The sequence below is a fragment of the Exiguobacterium sp. N5 genome (assembly GCF_025842465.1).
GTDB lineage: Bacteria > Bacillota > Bacilli > Exiguobacteriales > Exiguobacteriaceae > Exiguobacterium > Exiguobacterium profundum.
This window is the reverse complement of record NZ_JAPAEP010000001.1, coordinates 1387523-1411233: the sequence shown is the minus strand read 5'-3', so window position 1 is coordinate 1411233 and position 23711 is coordinate 1387523. Positions and strand designations below refer to the sequence as shown.

General features: G+C 49.3%; 24 protein-coding genes and 1 tRNA gene. 21 read left to right on the top strand and 4 right to left on the bottom strand.

What is annotated here, in order from left to right; translation table 11 throughout:
* Positions 1 to 38: 38 nt before the first annotated feature.
* The gene (locus OKS35_RS07360) at positions 39 to 1208 is read left to right on the top strand and encodes a DUF4097 family beta strand repeat-containing protein (RefSeq protein ID WP_214730413.1); all 1170 of its coding nucleotides are present in this window, start codon (positions 39 to 41) and stop codon (positions 1206 to 1208) included.
* A 36-nt stretch (positions 1209 to 1244) separates the two neighbouring features.
* On the opposite strand, the gene OKS35_RS07355 is transcribed toward OKS35_RS07360, so the two are convergent.
* Complete coding sequence (locus tag OKS35_RS07355) at positions 1245 to 1601, bottom strand: hypothetical protein (RefSeq protein ID WP_214781699.1); 357 nt, start codon at positions 1599 to 1601, stop codon at positions 1245 to 1247.
* A gap of 148 nt (positions 1602 to 1749) precedes the next feature.
* Between OKS35_RS07355 and hprK the strand changes: the two genes are divergently transcribed.
* The 13 genes from hprK (at position 1750) to OKS35_RS07290 (ending at position 12615) form a co-directional block, all read left to right on the top strand.
* Positions 1750 to 2685, top strand: coding sequence for an HPr(Ser) kinase/phosphatase (gene hprK / locus OKS35_RS07350; protein ID WP_214781697.1), 936 nt, complete (start codon positions 1750 to 1752; stop codon positions 2683 to 2685).
* A gap of 2 nt (positions 2686 to 2687) precedes the next feature.
* On the top strand, positions 2688 to 3506 hold the full coding sequence (gene lgt / locus OKS35_RS07345) for a prolipoprotein diacylglyceryl transferase (protein WP_264092765.1): 819 nt from the start codon (positions 2688 to 2690) through the stop codon (positions 3504 to 3506).
* Positions 3506 to 4156 (top strand): pyrophosphatase PpaX, encoded by a 651-nt coding sequence (ppaX, locus tag OKS35_RS07340; protein WP_159562639.1) that lies wholly within the window; start codon positions 3506 to 3508, stop codon positions 4154 to 4156. The genes lgt and ppaX overlap by 1 nt, the downstream gene beginning before the upstream one ends.
* Positions 4149 to 4631: an acyltransferase gene (locus OKS35_RS07335; protein WP_074036278.1), complete on the top strand. Its 483-nt coding sequence runs from the start codon at positions 4149 to 4151 to the stop codon at positions 4629 to 4631. Before ppaX ends, OKS35_RS07335 begins: the two co-directional genes overlap by 8 nt.
* 294 nt (positions 4632 to 4925) lie before the next feature.
* On the top strand, positions 4926 to 6398 hold the full coding sequence (locus OKS35_RS07330) for a tetratricopeptide repeat protein (protein ID WP_264092764.1): 1473 nt from the start codon (positions 4926 to 4928) through the stop codon (positions 6396 to 6398).
* 68 nt (positions 6399 to 6466) lie between these two features.
* A complete protein-coding gene (gene trxB, locus OKS35_RS07325; protein WP_074036283.1) occupies positions 6467 to 7420 on the top strand; it encodes a thioredoxin-disulfide reductase in 954 nt (317 codons plus the stop codon).
* Between the two features lie 120 nt (positions 7421 to 7540).
* Positions 7541 to 8413, top strand: a complete 873-nt coding sequence (gene rapZ / locus OKS35_RS07320; protein ID WP_031422867.1) for an RNase adapter RapZ — start codon at positions 7541 to 7543, stop codon at positions 8411 to 8413.
* A gap of 1 nt (position 8414) precedes the next feature.
* On the top strand, positions 8415 to 9410 hold the full coding sequence (locus OKS35_RS07315) for a gluconeogenesis factor YvcK family protein (RefSeq protein WP_074036285.1): 996 nt from the start codon (positions 8415 to 8417) through the stop codon (positions 9408 to 9410).
* 34 nt (positions 9411 to 9444) lie between these two features.
* Positions 9445 to 10398, top strand: coding sequence for a DNA-binding protein WhiA (gene whiA / locus OKS35_RS07310; RefSeq protein ID WP_012726921.1), 954 nt, complete (start codon positions 9445 to 9447; stop codon positions 10396 to 10398).
* A gap of 86 nt (positions 10399 to 10484) precedes the next feature.
* Positions 10485 to 10721, top strand: coding sequence for a hypothetical protein (locus tag OKS35_RS07305; protein WP_012726920.1), 237 nt, complete (start codon positions 10485 to 10487; stop codon positions 10719 to 10721).
* 93 nt (positions 10722 to 10814) lie between these two features.
* Positions 10815 to 11330: a DUF2179 domain-containing protein gene (locus OKS35_RS07300; protein ID WP_012726919.1), complete on the top strand. Its 516-nt coding sequence runs from the start codon at positions 10815 to 10817 to the stop codon at positions 11328 to 11330.
* Positions 11331 to 11419: 89 nt separating this feature from the next.
* The gene (locus OKS35_RS07295) at positions 11420 to 11863 is read left to right on the top strand and encodes a hypothetical protein (RefSeq protein WP_236548933.1); all 444 of its coding nucleotides are present in this window, start codon (positions 11420 to 11422) and stop codon (positions 11861 to 11863) included.
* A gap of 56 nt (positions 11864 to 11919) precedes the next feature.
* Positions 11920 to 12615 (top strand): MerR family transcriptional regulator, encoded by a 696-nt coding sequence (locus OKS35_RS07290; RefSeq protein ID WP_264092763.1) that lies wholly within the window; start codon positions 11920 to 11922, stop codon positions 12613 to 12615.
* 33 nt (positions 12616 to 12648) lie between these two features.
* Here the strand turns inward: OKS35_RS07290 and OKS35_RS07285 are convergent, their stop codons facing one another.
* The 3 genes from OKS35_RS07285 to OKS35_RS07275 form a co-directional block, all read right to left on the bottom strand.
* The gene (locus tag OKS35_RS07285; protein ID WP_264092762.1) at positions 12649 to 15414 is read right to left on the bottom strand and encodes a putative bifunctional diguanylate cyclase/phosphodiesterase; all 2766 of its coding nucleotides are present in this window, start codon (positions 15412 to 15414) and stop codon (positions 12649 to 12651) included.
* Between the two features lie 155 nt (positions 15415 to 15569).
* Complete coding sequence (clpP, locus tag OKS35_RS07280; protein ID WP_012726916.1) at positions 15570 to 16145, bottom strand: ATP-dependent Clp endopeptidase proteolytic subunit ClpP; 576 nt, start codon at positions 16143 to 16145, stop codon at positions 15570 to 15572.
* A 151-nt stretch (positions 16146 to 16296) separates the two neighbouring features.
* Positions 16297 to 16369 (bottom strand) — tRNA-Arg (locus OKS35_RS07275).
* A 118-nt stretch (positions 16370 to 16487) separates the two neighbouring features.
* On the opposite strand from OKS35_RS07275, the gene OKS35_RS07270 reads away from it, so the two are divergent.
* The 7 genes from OKS35_RS07270 to gpmI all read left to right on the top strand — a co-directional run bounded on the left by OKS35_RS07270 (position 16488) and on the right by gpmI (position 23693).
* Positions 16488 to 17633 carry a Fis family transcriptional regulator gene (locus OKS35_RS07270; RefSeq protein WP_214690654.1) on the top strand — a complete coding sequence of 382 codons (1146 nt, stop codon included), beginning with the start codon at positions 16488 to 16490 and terminating at the stop codon, positions 17631 to 17633.
* Positions 17634 to 17638: 5 nt separating this feature from the next.
* A complete protein-coding gene (locus OKS35_RS07265) occupies positions 17639 to 17896 on the top strand; it encodes a glutaredoxin family protein (protein ID WP_230872831.1) in 258 nt (85 codons plus the stop codon).
* A 109-nt stretch (positions 17897 to 18005) separates the two neighbouring features.
* Positions 18006 to 19034, top strand: a complete 1029-nt coding sequence (locus OKS35_RS07260) for a sugar-binding transcriptional regulator (RefSeq protein WP_084543053.1) — start codon at positions 18006 to 18008, stop codon at positions 19032 to 19034.
* Positions 19035 to 19093: 59 nt separating this feature from the next.
* Positions 19094 to 20101, top strand: coding sequence for a type I glyceraldehyde-3-phosphate dehydrogenase (gap, locus tag OKS35_RS07255; protein ID WP_012726912.1), 1008 nt, complete (start codon positions 19094 to 19096; stop codon positions 20099 to 20101).
* A gap of 97 nt (positions 20102 to 20198) precedes the next feature.
* A complete protein-coding gene (locus OKS35_RS07250; protein ID WP_074036297.1) occupies positions 20199 to 21383 on the top strand; it encodes a phosphoglycerate kinase in 1185 nt (394 codons plus the stop codon).
* An 18-nt stretch (positions 21384 to 21401) separates the two neighbouring features.
* Positions 21402 to 22154, top strand: a complete 753-nt coding sequence (tpiA, locus tag OKS35_RS07245) for a triose-phosphate isomerase (protein WP_078147302.1) — start codon at positions 21402 to 21404, stop codon at positions 22152 to 22154.
* Positions 22155 to 23693, top strand: coding sequence for a 2,3-bisphosphoglycerate-independent phosphoglycerate mutase (gene gpmI, locus OKS35_RS07240; RefSeq protein ID WP_214690655.1), 1539 nt, complete (start codon positions 22155 to 22157; stop codon positions 23691 to 23693).
* Positions 23694 to 23711: the final 18 nt, after the last annotated feature.

The following is a 23711-nucleotide window of genomic DNA, read 5'->3' as shown; positions in this document are numbered from 1 at the left end:
TAATTGACGTGCAACCAAATTGAAGGGGGAAAACGAACGTGAAACAAGAAATGCGTGAACTGATTCTCCAGCAAGTGAAGGAAGGCAAGATGACGATCGAGGAGGCGATGACGCAACTCGAACGTCTCGAGCGACTTGAACCGGAACAGGTTCAAGCGCTTGAAGAGCGACAGGATACAGAAAAGGTCGATGCCTATTCGGTTGAATCGCTCACAACGAAACTGACATCTGCAGTGGAAGGGCTCGTGACGAAACTTCGCGACAGCGACTTTTCATTCAGCTCGAACTTTGGTCCGGAAGTGACGTATTCGAAGTCGTTCCCGTTCACAGGTAGCGATATCTCGCTCGACCTGTTCAACGCGTCGGCTACGATTGTTTCGTCTGATGCCGAAGATTGTGAACTGATTGTCACGGGTCGTCCGCTTCGCCAACAAGATGCGGATAAGGCGCTCGAACAATTACAGTCTGCGGTTAAGCACTCTGTCATTGGTGATCGTCTCGTCGTTTCGCTCCGTGACAAACTCGTCCGAGCCCACGTGGAACTGTACGTCCCGCACCACCATTTCAACCGCCTTCTTGTTCAGACGTTGAACGGCGAAGTCCGTGCCGATGGTCTCGATGTCGAGAACGTTCGTGTGCAAACCGCAAACGGGCGTGTCGTGCTCCATGACGTGCATGCATCCGAACTATTACTGAACACTGGTAATGGGACAGTCGAGGTCGAAGGTGTCGAAGCGGAACTCGTTCACGTTCGGACCGGAAACGGTGCCGTCATCGTCGGTGGGAAGTACGATAAAGCCTCCCTCAAGACCGGGAACGGAAACATCCGCGCGGAACTGGCGACAGCTCGTCCTGCCAAGTTTGAACTCGCGTCACTCGCCGGAAACATTCGACTCGTGTTACCACATGGCGTCGAGGTCGAAGGGGAGCTCGAGACGAACTTCGGTGGTCTGCACTGCTTGCTTGATGAGCTCGAAATCATCCGTGACCGCAAGGACGTCGCACAGCGTCGTCTGGAATTCTTATCGGGTCGCGGTCAAACCCCTCGTATCGAAGTCGAGGCGGGGACGCGTACCGGTACAATCGATTTGGAGCACGGTTCGGTCTATACGCCATCCACATTCCTCGATGAAGATAAAGTGGAACCGGCTGACCCGGTCGATCCTGTCGACCCGGGCGATTTGAACAATCCGTTCCATCAACAATAAGAAAATCCCGAAGGCTGAGCCTTCGGGATTTTTTGATTATAGATTCATTTCGTACTCCATCTGTTGCCAATCCATCATCTGTGTATCAAACAGAGTGAAGGCGCTGATAGTAAACACGATGAAGAGGACCGGTCCGGCAATCAAGAGAATGATTCCAAGAAGGCGCATCGACTTCGAGCGATTCCAATAGAAGATGATGGCGACAATCATGGAGATGAGCGCTCCGGACAAGAAGAATCCGATGATGTTCAAGATGAACAAGAGCAAGATCGTCTCGTTTTTCGTCGCGGCATATTCTTTCCACATATCGATCAATGATTTGATGATGTAAACGAGTGACCCAATTCCAATCACTAGCGCAAATAAGATGACAATTCCGAATAAACCTCCCATTATTCCACCTCCTAGTAAGCCTATACCCTACATACGAACGGCGTAATAGGATGGTTTCAACAATTTTTTGACACGTTCTTCATCACTTCCCTAGCCCGTCTTAGAAAGAGCTATGATACAATAATGAGCGTGAAAGGGGCAGATACTGATGCAAAATATCGTACGTACCGCTCAAGTTGTTGAGCGTTTTAAACTTCAAGTCATTGCGGGAGAGGAAGGACTTCATCGTCCGGTCGCAACACCCGACCTGAGTCGACCGGGTCTCGTCCTTGCCGGCTATTATACGCACTATGCCAAAAACCGCCTGCAAGTGCTTGGGAAGACGGAGTTGACATTCTATGCGAGCCTCTCGGAAGAGAAGCGTCGTGAGCGCGCTAAAATCTTGTGTACGGAACAGACGCCAGGAATTTTAATCACGCGTGGCTTCGATATTCCGAAAGAAATCGAAGAAGAAGCGGAAACGGCAAACGTTCCGCTCATGCGGACGAATGCGGTGACGACCTCAATCGAATCACAAATCACGAACTTCCTAGAGATGGAACTCGCACCGATGACGGCGATGCACGGTGTGCTGGTCGATATTTACGGTGTCGGTGTCCTCATCAAGGGCCAGAGTGGTGTCGGTAAATCGGAGACGGCACTTGAACTCGTCAAACGAGGTCACCGCCTCGTCGCCGATGATTCGGTCGAGATTCGTCAAACGGGGGACCAACTCCTCGTCGGATCAGCACCGAAGCTCATTCGTCACCTGCTCGAGATTCGTGGGATCGGCATCATCGACGTCATGACGTTGTTCGGTGCGGGGGCGGTGCGGTCGCATAAAAAGATCAGCCTCATCGTCAACTTGGAGAACTGGGACGCGGGCAAAGTATACGACCGTGTCGGACTCGACCACAATACGATGAAAATCATCGACAGTGAAGTCCCGCTCCTCACGATCCCTGTTCGACCTGGTCGAAACTTGGCGGTCATCATCGAGGTCGCGGCGATGAACTATCGTCTACAGAACATGGGAATCAATACGGCTGAAGAGTTCGCGCAACGTCTCGCGAACGCCATTCAGGATACTGAAGGAGACTTGTGAGCATGGTAGAACCGACATTTGATCGTGTGGCGTTTGAGATTGGCTCTTTGCCAATCTATTGGTACGGTATGATTATCGCCTTCGGGGCGATGCTTGGTCTCGTCCTCGCCTTATACGAAGCAAAACGTATCAATTATGATTCGGAACGACTCGTGGATGTCGTCATCTGGTCGATTCCGATCAGCATCGTCTTCGCGCGCATTTATTACGTGACGTTCCAATGGGATTATTATTCAGAGAACCTCGGACAAATCATCGACATTCGTCAAGGTGGGATTGCCATTCATGGAGCCATCTTCGGTGCTCTCCTTGTCGTCATCGTCTATTGTATGCGAAAGTCGATGTCGTTCTGGAAAGTGACGGACATCTTGGCGCCATCGCTTCTTCTCGGACAAGCCATCGGGCGTTGGGGAAACTTTATGAACCAAGAGGCACATGGTGGCGAGACGACGCGTAGTTTCTTGCAAGATACGCTCATGCTACCAGACTGGATCGTCAATCAGATGTACATCGATGGGACTTATTATATCCCGACCTTCTTATATGAAAGTGTATGGAATATCATCGGGGTCATCCTTCTCGTCGCGTGGCGCATGATTGGCAATCCACGACGTGGGTATATCTTCTTGTCATACCTCGTCTGGTACTCAATCGGTCGCTTCTATATCGAGGGACTTCGTACGGACAGTCTCATGTCCGGAGATTTGCGTGCGGCGCAAATGGTGTCAATCGCCTTGATCCTCTTCGGTATCGTCACGATGATTCTTCGTCGCAAGACGAAACGTTACAACGACCCATCAGAGAAAGGATTGTTTGATTAATGGATACGATCTTATTTGATTTAGACGGTACATTACTCGATACGAATCCACTCATTATCGCGAGTTTCCGCCATACGTTCGACTATTATTTCCCGGAACATACGTATCGGGATGAAGACATTTATCGCTTCATCGGACCGACGCTCGAAAAGTCGTTCCGTGAACTCAACGAGCCGGAATGGAAAGAGATGCAAGCCTTCTATCGGAGCTTCAACATCGCCATGCATGACCAACTCGTCGCAGAGTACCCAGGAGTCATCGAGGGGCTATATCGCCTTCATGCGAAAGGATACAAGATGGGCATCGTCACGTCGAAAGGTCGTCCGGTAGTCGAGCGCGGTCTTCGATTGTTCAATATCGACCACTTATTTGACGTCGTCGTGACAGCGGATGATGTCGAGAACGAAAAACCTCACGCTGAACCAGTCGAGCGTGCACTACAAGCACTCGACTCGTCACCAGAACGCGCCGTCATGGTCGGAGACAACGACACGGATATCTTCAGCGGGAAAAATGCCGGAACGAAGACGGTCGCTGTCGGCTGGGCCCTCAAAGGGCGTCCATTCCTCGAATCGCTCGAACCGGACGTCATCATCGACTCGATGGAACATTTCGAGGCGTGGCTAGACGAGGTCAGTATTCATGCGTAAGACGACACGATATCACATCGAGGGACCGAATCCGCTTTGGCAAATGTATCAGACGATTCGCTTTCTGCGTGTCTTCAAAAACACGACGGTCGTTCTGGTCGGTCGTTACTTTCCGTCGGTGAAGGCAAAGCGTTGGCTTTACCAGACGTTCCTCGGGATGAATATCGGAGAATATAGTGCCCTTGCTCTCATGGTCACACCGGACGTCATGTTCCCGGAACGTATCACGATTGGTCGCAATACGGTCATCGGATTCAATTCGACGATCCTCTGTCATGAGTATCTCGTAGACGAGTATCGGATCGGGGACGTCATCATCGGTGATGGCGTATTGATCGGTGCGAACGTTACCATCCTGCCAGGGGTAACCATCGGGGACGGTGCCGTCATCGGCGCGGGCGCGGTCGTGCATCGTGACGTCTTACCAGGAGAGCGGGTCATCGGTTCAAAGCTTCAATCGTTGACACATATTTGACACAATTTTTCGCAAAATGTTTTCATGAGTATTTTGTTCATACAGAATCAATATTACTTGAGCGGTATCACTTTTTTTTAAAGAGATGCCGCTTTTTCATGGATAAATGTACAGAAATGAAGCTATCATATTTTCGTTCAAAAACAATTTTTGAACCTAGTAAAAAATATTCATTATAGAGGGAATATAGTCGCAATTTTTTTTAACTTTTTCAGTTGCCCTCGCTGTTCGAGTGCGGTATTCTTATCCCTGCAACTAAAAAAAGATTTAGAGATGATGTGGAGGATTTAGAATATGGAAGCGAACTATGAAGCAGTAATGACGCTACCCGAACCAGAATCTCCGCTCGCTGCGGAGCTCCACTACTATAGAGGTCGTCGTGCGTTACGTGAAGGTCGCCTGGATGAAGCGACTTTTTTCATGGCTGAAGCGACAGCGGCAGCCACGCATCGCGTCGACTATCATAAACAGTACGCAGAACTGTTATTTGAAGTAGGGGAGGTCTACCACGCCAATGACGTGTGGAAACGAGTATTAGAGCTCGATGAGACCGCAACAGAGGCACTGTATCACTTAGCAAGCAACTGTGCCTATGTCTCTCAATATGAGGAAGCGGCGCACTATGCATCCGAATATCTCGCCCGTGACACGAAAGGTCACTTCAGGGAAGCCGTGCAATCCCTTCTTGAACTGATCGAACTCGAACAAGAGTTAGAGGACGAGGAAGAAGACGAATTGATCACGTGGCATACGGAAGCGCAGCGTCAAATCGATAAAGGACGATTGTTTGCGGCAAAGGCGACACTCGAGCGTCTCATCGGTCAATATCCATCGTTTTGGCCAGCATACAACAATCTGTCGGTCGTCAGTTTTTACCTTGGTGATGACCAAGCGGCATTCCGGACGCTCGAATACGTGCTCGACCAAAATCCAGGCAACTTGCATGCAATCTTGAACACGATTCTCTTGCTCCATGAAGCGGGTCAATCGGAAGTGGCCCTGCAGTTGTCGACACCGCTCACACGTGTCCGTCCACTCCAATTTGACTTACGTTATAAATTAGCGACGACACTCGCGCTTGTCGGACATTACGACCGTGCATATGAAGAACTACGTCTATTGAAAGACCGCGGATTCCGTGGGGACTCATTGTTTGGGCATTGGCTCAGCGTGTCTGCCTATAAGACAGGACGACTTGAAGAGGCAGCCACCTACTTGAACAATGAAGAGATGAAACAGTTTGAAGAGAAACAAAGCTTCGACATCCGAGAAAACCTCGAATTTCGTTCGGCACTCGTCCAAGGATTGCGTCAAGAGAGCGACTTGGCTCGAATCGAGATTATCCGAATCATCTGCAACTTAAAAGATGACGAAGCGTTCGAAGCGCTTGCGCTCACGAATGCGGTGACGGAAAACGAGACGGTCCGTGCGTTCGCAGAGATGTGTCGTGCCGACCTTTGTCAGCAACCGTTCAAAGGAGACGTCCGGATCAAGCGTGCGTTTGATGCGCTCGTCTTGGCTGAAGCACATGTATCAGAAGCGGAACGGATGAGCCTAGAGGGCGACTTCTATGAACGTTTCGCGACGCTTCTGTTGTCTGATGAATCATTCATGGACGTAACGGCATCGGCCGCTGCGCTCATCTGGATGTTTTATACGAAACGGGACGCATTGATTCTCGAAGATTGTGCGAACGCCTTCCATCTCTCGGTCGACACGTTGACAGAGACGGTCCGTTCGTTCAAAAGGACACTCGAACAAGCATAAAGATAGACGATACCCTTACAGGTTTCTTATACTAAAGGCAATCAATTTCTTGCAGAGGTGGAATCAACATGACAGAAGAAAAAATTTATGACGTCATTATCATCGGTGCCGGTCCTGCCGGAATGACCGCTGCGCTATATGCTTCACGTGCGAACCTTTCAACACTTATGATTGAACGTGGGATTCCAGGTGGTCAGATGGCCAACACGGAAGACATCGAGAACTATCCGGGCTATGACAGCATCCTTGGTCCTGACTTGTCTCAAAAAATGTTCGACCATTCGAAAGCGTTCGGTGCGGAGTATGCATATGGGGACGTGCAAAGCATCTCGGATGAAACACAATATAAAATCGTGCATGCGCACAACCGTGACTATAAAGCACGTGCAATCATCCTCGCCTCTGGTGCTCAGTATAAGAAAATCGGCGTACCGGGAGAAGAAGAACTCGGTGGCCGTGGCGTATCGTACTGTGCGGTATGTGACGGAGCGTTCTTCAAAGGGAAAGATTTGTTCGTCATCGGCGGTGGCGACTCGGCTGTTGAAGAAGGTGTCTTCTTGACACGCTTTGCGAACAAGGTGACGATCGTTCACCGTCGCGATGAGCTTCGCGCTCAGAAGATTCTTCAAAAACGTGCGTTCGACAATGAGAAAATCGATTTCATTTGGAACCACACATTGAAAGAAATCACAGAGAAAGACGGGAAAGTCGGTGGAGCTCGTCTCGTCAGCACAGTTGACGGGACAGAGACAGACCACGAGATTGACGGCGTCTTTATCTATATCGGGATGAACCCGATTACAGGATTCGTTCAAGACCTCGGCATCACGAACGAACAAGGTTACATCGTCACGAACGAGGCGATGGAAACGAATATCCCAGGGATTTTCGCGGCCGGTGACGTCCGTGAGAAAACGCTCCGTCAAGTCGTCACAGCGACGAACGACGGGTCGATTGCCGCTCAGAATGCTCAACACTTCATCGAGGGGCTCCTCGAATCGTTGCAAGAACAAAACGCATGATTCAAGAAGGTAGGACTGCGGGGAACCGCGGTCCTTCTCTTTTTTTCGGACGTTCGTTATACTAGATGGAGAGAGCTACACACACGGCTCGGTTGTCAATTTTAAGGGGGCGTCAGCGAGATGGAAGACTTTAAAGGATTAGAAGAATTGATCATCATCAGTGGAATGAGCGGGGCTGGAAAGTCGGTCGCCATGAATAGTTTCGAGGACCTCGGCTATTTTTGTGTCGACAACTTGCCACCGGTGCTCTTGCCACAATTGATTGATGTCATCAGCTCGGTCCGACCGAAAATCGCGGTCGCCATCGATACACGGACACGAGACTTTATCGATAGCTTATTCATCGTCATCGACGATTTGGAAAAAAAGAATGTGCATCCGCACCTGTTGTATTTAGAGACGCGGGACGACGTGCTCGTTCGCCGTTATAAAGAGACGCGACGGTCCCATCCGCTCGCACCGGAAGATGCGCCACTTGTCGGCATTAAGATGGAGCGCGAACTGTTAGAAGGGTTCCGTGATCGGGCTCACACGCTGTATGATACGAGTGAATTGAAGCCTCAGATGTTGAAGGACCGCATCCTCCAACAATTCAATGAAGAACGGATCCCGTTCACAGTCAACTTCATGTCATTCGGTTTCAAACATGGGGTTCCGCTCGATATCGACTTGTTGTTCGATGTTCGCTTCATAACGAACCCATTCTATATCCCTGAGCTCCGTCCACTCACGGGTCAGACGACAGAAGTACAGGAATACGTCATGTCTCATCCGGAGGCACGAGCATTTTATAAAAAGTTGATCGACATGCTCGAGTTCCTTCTCCCGCAATATAAACGGGAAGGCAAGACGCAAGTCGTCGTGGCGTTCGGTTGCACCGGTGGGAAGCATCGGTCGATTACCTTCGCTGAGAAAGTGTCGGAGCACTTTGCTGAACGTTATAACGTGAAGACGGTCCACCGAGACCTCGCTCACGCGACGAAGGAGAAGTGACATGAGACGAGATCGGAAAGTAGTCGCTATCGGGGGAGGGACAGGATTGTCCACTCTCGTTCGTGGGTTGAAACATTATCCACTCGATATCACGGCAATCGTCACGGTCGGGGACGACGGGGGGAGCTCGGGACGTCTTCGTGACGAGTTTCATATGTTGCCTCCGGGCGATATCCGTAACGTCATCTTGGCATTGTCGGAAGTCGAACCGTTAATGGATAAGATTTTACAATACCGCTTCGATACGGGATTTGGTTTAGAAGGGCATTCCCTTGGAAACTTGATGCTCACGGCGGCGACCCACATCTGCGAAGGCTCGTTTGTCAAAGCGATCGATGTCATGTCGCAGCTCTTGAACGCACAAGGAAAAGTATTGCCGGTGACTGAGACGCTCATGACCCTCGCAGCCGAGTTTGAGGACGGCACCATCGTCCAAGGGGAATCCAAGATTCCGCTACATGAGCAACCGATCAAACGGATGTTTTTACTCGAAGAAGGCATTGAACCGGCCCCGGGCGTCGTCGAGGCGATTGAAGAGGCAGATGTCATCGTGCTCGGTCCAGGGAGTCTCTATACGAGTATCATCCCGAACTTGCTCATCCCAGCTGTACGGGAAGCCATCATCCGCTCGAAAGTCCCGGTCGTCTATATTTGTAACGTGATGACGCAACCAGGTGAGACGAAAGGCTATGACGCGATGAAACACTTGAAAGTCATCGAGTCGTACCTTGGGAAGGCATCGATTGACACGATTGTCGTCAACAACGAACCGATTGAAGAAGAGTATTTGGAGCGTTACCGTGAGGATGGATCGGAAGAGGTCCGCTTCGATCGGAAGAAGCTCCGGAACTATGGTACGAACGTTCTCGCTGGGGACATCGTCGACTATAATCGGGAGTATATCCGTCATGATTCCGACGCCATCGCCGGACTCGTCATGCAGCGGGTACTCCGCATCAAGAAGCCGCGCTCATTTCAAGAATTGGAACTGAAATAAAGATTGTTGGAAAGATAGAAAGGAGGGGGACTCGATGAGCTTTGCCTCAGATGTGAAGAAAGAATTGACACAACTCGAAGTGACCGACGCGGAAGCGAAAGCGGAACTGTCGGCACTCGTTCGGATGAACGGGGTCATCTCGCTCGCCCTTGGACGAGGTATGACCTTAGATGTCTCGACGGAGAACGCCTCGATCGCCCGGCGGATTTACTCGTTGATGAAACGCCTTTACGACCATCCGTTAGACTTGTTCGTACGGAAGAAAATGCGTTTGAAAAAGAACAACGTCTACATCGTCCGAGTGTCTCAGCATGCGGAAACGATGCTTCGGGATCTTGAGATCCTCGGAGAGAATTACGAGATGATTCGGACACTGAACTCGGATATGACGGGGGACGAGAACTTAGCGCGCGCTTACTTGCGTGGCGCCTTCCTCGCAGGCGGGTCAATCAACCATCCGAAAACGTCCTCGTACCACCTCGAAATCTATAGCTTGTACGAAAACCATAACCAGGCACTACGTGATTTGGCGAACCGGTTTGAGTTGAATGCGAAGACGCTCGAACGGAAAAAAGGGCATATCCTGTATATGAAAGAAAGTGAAAAGATTTCGGACTTCCTCAAGTTGATCGGGGCGACCCGGGGTATGTTGGAGTTCGAAGACGCACGAATCATCAAAGATATGCGAAACTCGGTCAACCGTCTCGTCAACTGTGAGACGGCCAACTTGAACAAGACGGTCGGTGCGGCATTGCGCCAAGTCGAGAACATCAAGTTCTTGGAGCGGACGGTCGGACTCGACGTTTTACCGAAAAAATTGCGGGAAATCGCCGAACTGCGCGTCACGCATCAAGACGTCTCGTTACAAGAGCTCGGGGAGATGCTCGAGTCCGGTCCGATCTCGAAGTCAGGAATCAACCATAGACTTCGTAAAATTGACCAGATTGCCGAGCGCGTGCGCAGCGGCGATGAGATCGCATCCTCGTGATGCGGTTGCGCCAAAACCATTCTTCCTATATAATAAGCAATTGTGTATAGGTTTTATGAAAAGCGAGTAAAAGGAGCTTCATCATTATGTCGAATGAAAAGAAAAGATTATCGCTCACGATTGACGCTAAGCTCGACCAGGTCATCACAGAGCGTGCTAAAGAAATCGGAATTCCGAAAAGTGCACTCGTCACGTTCGCTACAAGCCTCTTCTTGAACCAGCTTCGTGCGGAAGAGTTGTTGAACGGGGACAAGAACGCAATCTACGAAGTCATTCGTAAAGACTACGAGTTGCTCACGAGCGTAAAGAATTTAGATAACTAAGTGAAAGGTTGACTCCGGTCAGCCTTTTTTAGTTGCATCTCTTTCAGAAATTTGGAATAGTGGTGATAATGAATTGGAACGGAGGTCGATCAAATGGGTCAAATCTTACTCATCCTACTGCTACAACTAATCTACGTTCCGGTGTTAACGCTCCGGACGATCATGCTCGTGAAAGGGAAGACCGTCATCGCCGGTCTATTCGGAACGTTAGAAACGCTAATCTATATTTTTGCGCTCGGCATCGTGTTCCAGGATCTGACGACGGTCGGTATGATCGTGTATGCGGTCGGCTTCGGGCTCGGAATCTTACTTGGCGGTTTCGTCGAACGAAAACTCGCCATCGGTTACAACATGATTCAAGTCCATACGAAAGAATATCCAGCGGAACTCATCCAACAGATGCGTGACAACGGATATGGAGTTACGCATTATCAAGGGCAAGGACGTGACGGGGTCCGTTACCGTCTTGACGTATTGGCGGCCCGTACCCGGATGAAAGAACTGCGTGAACTCGTCGAGAAGCATGAACCGAAAGCGTTCCTCGTCGCATTTGACCCAATCGACTTCAAAGGCGGTTATATGATGAAAGGACTGCGTCGCCCGAAATGACGCACAAGACTCACGAAAGTGGGTCTTTTTTTGTTAGAGTAGGGATTTTATCTCGTGATAGGGAACTAGTGAAGAAAGGAGATGAGACCGTGAAACGAAATCGACGTGTGTGGATGATCTTACTGTTTGTACTTGTCGGGGCGGGAATCGTTTATTTCGCCATGACCTTATTTGGGGATGGAGAGGACAGTGTCAAGCCGCCGCTTCCAACGATTCGGGTTGGTTCGGTATCGGCAGAAGTGGAACAATCGACGTACTGTTGGGAGACCGGCAATCAAGCGACATGCGCCGATTACGGACTACCGGAAGCGGACGATCTTCAACTGATCACTGTCAAACCGGGAGACCGGATCGATGTCGTCTATCATGCAGAACCGATGACATCGAGTTTCAATCGAATCGAGGATGGAGAACTCGTCTCTTCCGAACTCGTCGTTCCGGATGAGCCGGGCATCTATCTCTATGAAGTCGGCGGAGAGTGGTCGCAAGGAGATAGCCGATACGTCTTCGGTGTCCGGGTCCCTGAAAACTAATGATTGACCTGCCTCTAAGGGGCGACTGTACAGTGAAAGTAGGAGGTGGGGAAACCGTGATTCCAATCGGAAGAGTCGCCCATGTGACCGGATTGTCGGTCAAGGCGATCGAATTTTATGAAGCGCGCGGATTGGTCCGCCCGACGCGGACCGAGAATCAGTATCGAATGTACGGGATGGAAGAGATTCGACGGTTAAGTGAAATCAAACGATTACGTCAAATTGGACTCCGTCTAGAACAAATTCAATCGGGTCTACCGGTTGATACATTACTAGAAACACGATTGGATGAAGTCCAGGCAGAAATCGAACGACTTCATCGAATCGAGAGGCAGATTCGATTGATGCAATCAGGAGGGGACGATATGAAGATTCGATATGAGATGTTGAATGAAGCCATTTCCGTCTATGGATATGGTGGTACGTTAGAGGAGATTCCGCATATGTGGGCCAAGCTGCAACCGGAACTGACGACGGACGAGTCGTACGGGGTCTGTCTCCCGCAGGAGAACGGTTATATCGCGGGGATGACGAAGCCGGTGTCGGGAGAAAGTGCGCGAAGTGTCGAACTGACGAAAGGGAACTATATCGTCGCGACGGTGCAGGGAGGCATCCCGATGATTCCGTCTACGTATGAGCAGCTAGTAAACGTTCCAGATGTGACGCTACGAGACGCGGTCGACTTCGAGCGCTATATTCACGGTCAAGGTGGAGCGGACGACATCATTGAGATTTGGATGCCCATCGAATAGAAAAAAGAACGCATCCATCGATGCGTTCTTTTTTTAGAGGAAATGATGGAGATGTAACGTATTTTTAGCTTGCTCCGGAGTGAGATGGAAGGCGTGCTCAGTAGCGCCCTCTAGTAAACTCTGTTCAATTGGCTCTAATTCATATGTGTAAATCCCGTCCTCGAAGTCGGGAGTTCCGATGATGTTGACAGGAATCGATTGGTCCTGCGATTTCATCAGAATGGAGAACTGTAAAAAATCGTTCGGCGGTAAAAACAAGGTCGTATATAATTTGAACGACTTACGATCTTCCATTGACACTAGAGCAGGTGCTCGACCCAAATCGGACGTGAACGATTGGATGCGAGAAAAAATCATTTGAACGGGAATCAACATCGTGTGACCTTCGAGTGAACTCACTTCTGTCGGAGGTAAATACGTTTGATCAAGGAGACGAATCATCTGCTCGCTCTCGACCGGTGGACTGAAGAGATAACCTTGAATCGTTTGGACGCCATGGTCCCGCAGCCAGTTCAAATCACGGAAACATTCGACACCTTCTACGACGATATCCATACCAAATTCTTTTGCGATATACATCAAGCTACGGACGATGGCTTGTGACTTCACATTTTGATGAATGCCGTGTGCGAAAATTCGGTCGACCTTCATGATTTGGACATTATAATCCTGTACGTACGCGAGTGAAGAATAACCGGTACCGAAGTCGTCAAATGACACGGTGATACCGAATGCATTCAATGTCTCAAACACGGACTTCATTCGATCTCGGTTCTCCAATAGCGTTGATTCTGGAATTTCAATTTCTAAATAATGAGGTAGGATGTTGTGTCTCGTATAGGATTGTTGAATTTGTTGCATGTAGTTATCTAGATAGAAATAGGAAGCCGGGATGTTTATTGAAATCGGGATGCATGTCGGAAGCTGATTCATAAATCGACAGACTTCCTCGATTAAAAAGTCCGTCAATTCCACAATCTGTTGGTTGTGCTCAATCAACGGAATAAATTCAGCAGGTGAGATGGGTCCCCAAGTTGGATGTGTCCAGCGCATCAGTGCCTCAGCGCCAACAATTTCACCGGTCCACGCATGGACTTTCGGTTGATAGACAACAAACAGCTCCCTATTTTTGATGGCGGTGCGTAAATCATTGATCAACGTATAGCGACGCAAGGATGGCAAGTCAACGCTCGATGAATAGAACGCCAGATTGGAATGTCCCTGTGTGTAAGCGTGATTTGTCACCTGAACGGTATGGGCAATCAGTTCGTTCGCTGTCATCCCGTCATGTGGGGAGCGACAGACACCGACGGAAACGTGTGGGAAGATTTCATACTCACTGATGCTGTAAGCGCGTTCGGACAAGGTGGTCAACTTTTCACCGAAACGCCGGACTCTCTCATCGGTCCAATAACTAGGAATCACGATGCAATATAAATCTTCATGAATGACAGCTAATAAGGCATCATCAGGAACGTAAGGTTGGAGCGTGCCAATCGTTACGGCATTCCATTCATCCGCTAATTCAAAGCCTAGTGTTTGTTTGACCTCCGCATAGTGATTGAAGGAAATTCCAATCATCGTGACGGATTGCGCCTCTTCTAATAGTTCTTCGATATGTGTCTTTAACGTATCTCGATTGGCAATTCCCGTAATCGGGTCCACTGTCCGTAATGTGGTGATTTCTTGCTCCTGTTCTTGCAGTCGCGTAATATTTTTCAAATAGGAGCGGTAACCGGTTACATTTTTATTCTGATCCCAGATAGGTTCACGCTTTTCTTCCACCCACTTCAATTCATCCTTTACATAAACACGATATATGTAAGTAGCGGATTCTCCTTGTAACGTCTCATGACGTGATGAGGTGAGTCGTTCCAAATCTTCTGGATGAAGAAACTGCTTCCAAACTTCGAGCGTGATATCAGAAGGCTCAATCTCAAATCCAATCATACGGAATAGGCCAGGAGAAACGTGTTGGAACGTATCGCTCTGAAAATCAAACTCCATCATCCCGGCTTCGATAAACTGATTGAATTTCTCAATCTTCTCATTGTCAGTTTGGTAGACCGATTGATCCATCACCGCGCATGTAAGTAGTTTTCGATCCATAGATAAATGGCTACGTACGACATAATGGTGGTATTGCGATTCTTCTAAATGAAAGATTCGAACAACAGACTCCCGCATCTCAATCTCAGGGTCGATCATCAACTCACCAAGAATCTTTAAATACACATTTAAATCATCTGGATGGAGTAACTGTTTGAAGAGTAGCGGTGTATGTGTATCCGATGAAATAGTGCTAAGTCCGAACATATCTTTCAATGATCCAAATGTCTCGAAATAGTGAGTCTCTAAATTGAACTCAAAGAGGGCGAGACCGTGAATGTCGCCGAAGACTTGACGATAAGCATCAAAGCGCATGCGTTCTTGTGCGAGCTCATTTTCATATGTTTGCTCTATCACCGAGAACACCAAGGTAATCTCAGGGTGAACAGAAATAGGGACGGGCATCAATTGAAATAGACGATTCGACGGTTGAAGACGAACTTGAATCCCATCGTGTAACGAAGTCATGGATTCCGCAAAAGGGTCCAATTCGTTTGACAGTATTTCAACAAATTCTTCGATGGATTCTGAAAGCAACTTTTCGAACGAAGGGTTGACGAACCAAATTTCATCATCTTTAGTAAGAGCACATATGGCTTCAGGTGAATGCATCCAATATTCCGGTAATGAAGCATGATTATCCGAATCATCAAACGGAATAATTGAACTGAAATGTAATAATTTTTTCAAAATAAACCTCCCGATTTGGTCTACATTATCTATATATTCCTATTTATTATAGGTCTCTTATTCAGAAAATAGGGTCAATATCTTTTTAACTTGCAGGTTTCAGAAGTCAATAAAAAAGACACACATCCAATTAGGATTGTGTGTCTTTCGGAAAATTAACGTGTCATGACTTTGTCGATGAGACCGTAGTCTTTCGCTTGGTCAGCTGCCATGAAGTAGTCACGCTCTGTATCGCGCTCGATGACTTCAAGTGGCTGTCCAGTGTTTTCTGCCATGATTTGGTTCAACTTCTCGCGCATCTTGATGATGCGTTCTGCGTGAATCTTGATGTCTGACGCTTGGCCTTGTGTGCCGCCGAGCGGTTGGTGAATCATGATTTCTGCGTTCGGTAATGCGAAGCGTTTCCCTTTTTCACCGGCTTGGAGCAAGAAGGCACCCATCGATGCAGCCATTCCGATACAAATCGTCGACACGTTCGGCTTGATGAAGTTCATCGTGTCATAGATCGCCATACCCGCTGTGATCGAACCACCTGGGCTGTTGATGTAGAGTGAGATGTCCTTTTCTGGGTCCTCAGCCGCAAGGAAGAGGAGCTGTGCGACGATTGAGTTCGCGACGTTGTCGTCAATCGCACTTCCGAGAAGGATGATGCGGTCTTTAAGCAAGCGTGAGTAGATGTCATACGCGCGCTCCCCACGGCCTGTCTGTTCGATAACTGTTGGAATTAACATTGAATCTGCCTCCTTTATGTAGGTTGTAATTTCATCATACCTGTATAGTCAATGATGGTCAAACGATAGTCATCGTTTTTCACCTATTCCACGATTTTCTTATCGTAAAACGAAAAAGAGGCCAGGCAATCTGCCTGACCTCTACATCTGATACACCCGGAGAGATTCGAACTCCCGACACCTGGCACCGGAAACCAGTGCTCTATCCCCTGAGCTACGGGTGCATATCTGTGACACGAATTTATTATACATTTGTTTTATTGAAAAAGCAATCCTGTTCACATAGCTTTTTTGAGCGCGACGGAAGCGGGTTCGATACAATAGAAAAGAGGGGGGAGAACGATGCAACGGCAGGAGCAAAAACAAATCCAGCAGCAACAGATGACGCAAGACCTCGTGCAGCGGTTACCGGTCCTTGAGGCGGACCGTCTTGCGCTCGCATTCCGGCTTGCGCGTCTTGCACGACATAACACGAACATTCAAATCGGGAGCGGGAGCATCGATTGGATTGCAGATGCGGCGAGCTCGTTTGAGGAGAAGCTGTTTACACAGATTCATGAGGGTAGCGGCAGTGAGGATGAGAAAGTGTTGCGACGACAACTCGTCCTCTTGCTCGACCATCGGGGATTATTGCCGGATGCGAACGAGGTGTTGGCGACACGACTCGGTGTCGACGTCACTCGAATCGAACAGGCGAGGCAGGCGCTTTTATTTCTTGAACCGACGGGGATCGGGGCGAGAACAGAACGGGAGTGTCAATATCGACATGCGATCGAACATGAGGACCCTCGCATCGTCGATGTATTCGAAGCGATTGAGAGTGGGGTGAGTCCTCAACAGATGACGACTGCTCTTGCTATTTCAGAGGAGGAATTGGCAAGACTCGAACGAATCGTCGCGACACTTCCGAAACGTCCTCTATTATATGAAGAAACGGGTCACGTGTTTCCGGAAGTCGAGGTACGCTATGAAGAGGGGACACTCGTCACGACGTGGCTTAGTCCGGAACTCGACGAGACGCGTGTCGGGAATGACCGTGAGGCGAAATGGTGGATGACGTCCCTTTCGATGCGGAACGAAACGCTGCGTGAGATTTGGTCAATCATTGAAGCACGTCAGACCGAGTGGCTCAAAGGGGAACTTGTCCTTAATCCGTTGACCCGACGTACGGTCGCGCAGCTCATCGGAAAACATGAATCGACGGTCGGACGAGCCATCCAAGGGAAGTTCGCCAAGACCGAGAGTGGCATCATGGAATGGCGACACTTTTTTGTTCGGTCTACAAGTCGCGGGCATTCGCCATTTATGATTAAACGGGCACTCGCAGAACTGATTCAACGAGAGAAGGCACCACAAAGTGATCAGGCGCTTGCGAATGAATTGATTCGATACGGTTATCAAGTGACCCGGCGGACGGTGACGAACTATCGGGAAGAGCTTGGATTCGGTAATTCGCGCGAGCGCGAGCGACAGGTATGGAAGGGATGACGAAAATGAAACTTACTTTATATAAACGTGACAATTGCTCACTATGTGACGAGGCGGTCGTCATGCTCGAATGGTTACAGGAAGATTACCCGATTGAACTCGAACAGATCGACATCACCGGGGATGAGGTGCTCGAGGCAAAGTACCTCTTTGAAATCCCCGTTCTCATACATGAAGGTGTAGTCATCAGTCAAGGGCGATATGATGACAACAAAGTTGAAGATTTTGTTAAGTATACGCTTACATCGAAAAAAAACGTTTGAAGGGGTTGCCAGACGGAAAAGTGATTGATAAGATGAACTCGTAGCGGTGGGACGCAAATAAAAAAGTGGGACAAAAGTTGTCCACACTGAAAGTCGAGGGGGTATGAGCATGATCCAGCAACTGATTCACGTTCAGAAGCAAATTGTCCCTGACCTGCTCGATACGCTCCGACATCGTTACGATATCTTACATTATGTCCGCTTGATGCAGCCGATTGGCCGCAGGACACTCGCAACGAGCTTGGGACTGACCGAACGGGTACTCAGACGAGAAGTCGACTTTTTGAAAGATCAAGGTCTTCTTTACGTCGCTACTCAAGGAATTTCCCTCAGTGAGACGGGACGAAACGTCTTACGAGACTTGCACGAGATCATGGGTGAACTTCTTGGGATCTCAGAAGTGGCAAGAGAGCTCGAAGAGAAATTAGGGGTTCGCCAAGTCGTCATCGTACCGGGTGACTCGGATGAGACATTCTGGGTCCAACGCGATATCGGACGGGCGGCGGTCACGCAACTAAAAGCGCGGCTCGCACCGGATGATAATGTGATTGCGGTAACGGGAGGAACGACGATGGCATCGGTCGCGGCGATGATGTCGCCCGATAAAAAAGAACGCCCGATGCATTTCGTGCCCGCACGCGGAGGTCTCGGCGAAACGCTTGAACTTCAGGCGAACACCGTCTGTTCACGCATGGCGGACCGGGCCCACGCAGACTATCATCTTCTACATATTCCGGATGAAGTATCACAAGAAACGTTCGACCGGATGGTGGAGGAACCTAGCATCAAAAATGTGTTGGAAATGATTAGAGCGGCGCGAATTGTGGTACATGGAATTGGTGAGGCAGAAACGATGGCAAAGCGCCGTCACGCATCACCGGAGCATTTGCGGATGATTGAACGGCATGACGCCGTCGCCGAGGCATTCGGATATTATTTCAATGCTGAAGGTGAGATCGTCCATCGCGTCAAGACGGTTGGAATCCAACTCGAAGAGCTGGATGACATGGATGCCGTCATCGCGGTTGCCGGAGGAAAATCGAAGGCACAGGCAATCGCCGCTTATGCGAAACACACGTCGAACATCATCCTCGTCACAGACGAAGGTGCGGCGAAAGAATTATTAACTTGTTATTAAAGAGTTGACCCCCCGTTGGCTCTTCAATAAATAGCTTCTACCCTAAGGAGGAAATTAACATGGCAGTAAAAGTTGGTATTAACGGATTTGGACGTATCGGTCGTTTGGCATTCCGCGAGATCATCAAAAACGAAGGAATCGAAGTTGTTGCAATCAACGACTTGACAGACACGAAGATGCTTGCGCACCTTCTCAAGTATGACACGACTCAAGGTCGTTTCGACGGAGAAGTTGAAGTACACGACGATCACTTCCTCGTAAACGGAGAGAAAGTTATCACGCTTGCTAACCGTAACCCTGAAGAACTTCCATGGGGAGACCTCGGTGTAGACATCGTTCTCGAATGTACTGGATTCTTCACTTCAAAAGAAAAAGCTGAGCTTCACTTGAAAGCTGGCGCGAAGAAAGTTGTTATCTCGGCTCCTGCTACAGGTGACATGAAAACTGTTGTTTACAACACAAACCACGACATCCTCGATGGTACTGAAACAGTTATCTCAGGTGCTTCTTGTACAACAAACTGCTTGGCGCCAATGGCTAAAGTACTTCAAGACCAGTTCGGAATCGTTGAAGGTCTCATGACGACAATCCACGCTTACACTGGCGACCAAAACACGCTTGACGCTCCACACCCGAAAGGTGACTTCCGTCGTGCGCGTGCAGCTGCAGCGAACATCGTTCCTAACACAACAGGTGCTGCGAAAGCAATCGGTCTCGTAATCCCTGAACTTCAAGGAAAACTTGACGGTGCTGCACAACGTGTACCAGTTGCTACAGGTTCACTCACTGAGCTCGTAACTGTACTTGACAAGCAAGTATCTGTTGACGAAGTAAACGCAGCAATGAAAGCAGCAGCGAACGAGTCATTCGGTTACACTGAAGACGAAATCGTTTCTTCTGACATCGTTGGAATCACATACGGTTCACTCTTCGACGCGACTCAAACGAAAGTCATGACAGTTGGCGACAAGCAACTCGTTAAAACAGTTTCTTGGTACGACAACGAAATGTCTTACACTGCACAATTGGTTCGCACAGTTAAGCACTTCGCTAACATCGCGAAGTAATTTCGTGAACTAAATAGAATCAAATAGGAGCGGAAACAAGAGATTGTTCTCCGCTCTATTTATGAAATGACACGCACGACATATGGAGGCGAAAGTTATGAACAAACAGTCTATTCGTGACATCGATGTAAAAGGGAAACGCGTCTTTTGCCGCGTTGACTTCAACGTTCCACTCAAAGATGGCGTCATCCAAGACGAAACTCGGATCCAAGCCGCACTTCCAACGATCAAGCACTTGCTTGACGGTGGTGCGAAACTCGTCCTTGCGAGCCACCTCGGCCGTCCAAAAGGCGAGAAGAACCCTGAGTTCTCACTTGCTCCAGTAGCGAAGCGTCTCGCTGAACTCCTCGGAAAAGATGTACCGCTCGTCGAAGAAGCATACGGTCCGGTCGCAGAAGAAGCGGTCGCTAACCTCTCTGAAGGCGATGTCGTCGTTTTAGAGAACGTTCGTTTCTACCCAGGTGAAACGAAAAACGACCCTGAACTTGCAAAAGGATTCGCAGCACTTGCTGACGTATACGTCAACGACGCGTTCGGCGCGGCTCACCGTGCACACGCTTCAACTGAAGGGATTGCGCACCACGTGGACACAGCCGTTGCTGGTCTCTTGATGGAAAAAGAACTTGAAGTTCTCGGTAAAGCTCTTTCAAACCCAGACCGTCCGTTCACGGCGATTATCGGCGGGTCGAAAGTAGCGGATAAGATTGGGGTCATCGACCACCTTCTTGACATCGTTGACACACTCATCATCGGTGGCGGACTCTCGTACACGTTCTCGAAAGCACTCGGGCACGAAGTCGGAACGTCACTCCTTGAAGAGGATAAGCTTGACCTCGCTCGTCAATTCATGAAGAAAGCAGAAGACAAAGGCGTGAAATTCTTGATGCCTGTCGACTGCGTCATCACGAAAGAATTTGGCGAAGAAACGTATGTCGGCCCAGTCGATATCGACTCGATCCCAGCGGATCACATGGGTCTCGATATCGGACCGAAGACAGTCGAACTTTACGCGGACGCGATTCGCGAATCGAAACTTGTCGTATGGAACGGACCGATGGGCGTATTCGAACTCGATAAATACGCAAACGGAACGAAAGGTGTCGCTCAAGCACTTGCGGACAGCGATGCATACTCAATCATCGGTGGTGGCGACTCAGCCGCTGCGGCAGCCAAGTTTGGTCTTGCTGACAAGATGAGTCACATCTCAACTGGTGGCGGCGCGTCACTCGAATTCATGGAAGGCAAAAAACTTCCAGGTGTCGAGGCGTTGAACGACAAGTAATTTAGAGGAGGGTTATCGATGCGTAAACCGATTATTGCAGGTAACTGGAAAATGAACAAAACACTCTCGGAAGCTGTTGCTTTCGTTGAGGAAGTAAAAAACAACATCCCATCTACTGACAAAGTAGATGCAGCGATTGGTGCTCCGGCACTTTTCCTCGCACCGATGGTAGAAGCAGCTAAAGGGTCAAACTTGAAGCTCGGTGCACAAAACATGTACGACAAAGATAGCGGTGCCTACACTGGCGAAATCAGCCCAGTGATGGTCGCTGACCTCGGCGTGACTTACGTCATCCTCGGTCACTCAGAACGTCGCGAGTACTTCGGTGAGTCGGATGCGTTCATCAACAGCAAAACGAAAAAAGCGTTCGAACACGGTCTTACGCCAATCGTTTGTGTCGGTGAAACACTCGAGGAGCGCGAAGGCGACAAGTTCGAAGAAGTCATCAAAACACAAGTCGAAGGCGGTCTCGCTGACCTTTCTGCTGACCAAGTCAAACAACTCGTCATTGCGTATGAGCCAGTTTGGGCAATCGGTACAGGGAAATCAGCGGACGAAGCAGACGCACAAAGCTCTTGTAAATATGTTCGCGACGTGGTGAAAGGTCTTTACGGTGAAGACGTAGCGGCTGCAGTACGCATCCAGTACGGTGGATCTGTAAAACCAGAGAACATCAAAGAGTATATGGCACAGGAAGATATCGACGGCGCACTCGTCGGCGGTGCTTCACTTGAAGCCGCTTCGTTCCTCAAATTGTTGGAGGCGATTTAAATGGCTAGACCAGTCGCACTCATCATTTTAGATGGTTTCGGGATGCGTGACGAATCGTTCGGAAACGCAGTCATGGCTGCGAACAAACCGAACTTCGATCGCTACTGGGAGCAGTATCCACATACGCTCTTAAACGCAAAAGGCGAGTACGTCGGTCTTCCGGAAGGACAGATGGGGAACTCAGAAGTCGGTCACTTGAACATCGGTGCCGGCCGAGTCGTCTATCAGTCACTCTCACGCGTGAACAACGCAATCAAAGACCGTTCGTTATTCGACCGTCAGGCGATGAACCATTTGGCAGGTCATGTGAAGAAACATGATTCGAGCCTCCATATCATGGGTCTCGTATCAGATGGCGGGATTCACTCGCACATCAATCACATGTTTGCCATCGTTGAGTTCGCAAAACTCCACGGCATCGAAAAAGTGTACATTCACGCGTTCACGGACGGTCGTGACTGTGATCCGAAATCAGGAGCTGGTTTCCTCAAGGAAACAGAAGAAAAGCTTGCTGAACTCGGTGTCGGTCAAGTCGCTAGCGTGTCTGGTCGCTACTATGCCATGGACCGCGACAACCGTTGGGAGCGCGTCGAGAAAGTATACGACGTCCTCGTAAACGGTAAAGGCGAAGTTGGCACGGATCCAGTCGAAGTTCTCCAGAAGTCTTACGAGAACGATTTGACGGATGAGTTTGTGTTACCAACTGTCATCGAAAAAGATGGCAAGCCGGTCGCGACAATCCAGGACAACGATGCCATCATGTTCTTCAACTTCCGACCGGACCGGGCGATCCAACTCGCAAAAGTGTTCAAAGAGAAAACAGGCTTCAAAGGCTTCGAACTCTCAAGCAAACATCCAGAGAACATCTTGCTCGTCTCGATGACAAAGTTCTCGGATGAGGTCGACACGGATATCGTGTTCCCACCGGAAGATTTGAAAAACACACTCGGGGAAACACTCTCTGCGCAAGGATACAAACAACTCCGTGCCGCAGAAACAGAGAAATACCCACACGTCACGTTCTTCTTGAACGGACAAAAAGAACAACCATTTGAAGGTGAGGATCGTCTCCTTGTCCCTTCACCGAAAGTCGCGACGTACGACTTGCAACCAGAAATGAGCGCATATGAGCTCACGGACGGTTTGCTCGAGCGTATCGAGTCAGATGAGTATGATGCATACATCATCAACTTCGCAAACCCGGATATGGTTGGTCACTCAGGGAAGCTTGAGCCGACGAAGAAAGCGATCGAAGCGGTCGACGAATGCCTCGGTAAAGTAGTGGACGCATTACTTGCTAAAGGTGGAGCGGCCATCATCACAGCGGACCACGGGAACGCGGACATCGTCACGAACCCGGATGGCTCGCCGATGACGGCGCACACGACGGAACCTGTTCCATGTATCGTCACAAAAGAGGGAGTCGAACTGAAACCAGTTCTCGAAGGCGCGCTTTGCGACCTCGCCCCAACGCTTCTTCACCTTCTCGGTGGAGAGCAACCAGCTGAAATGACTGGTTCGTCAATCGTTACAAAATAATACAACTATTTTTCAAAC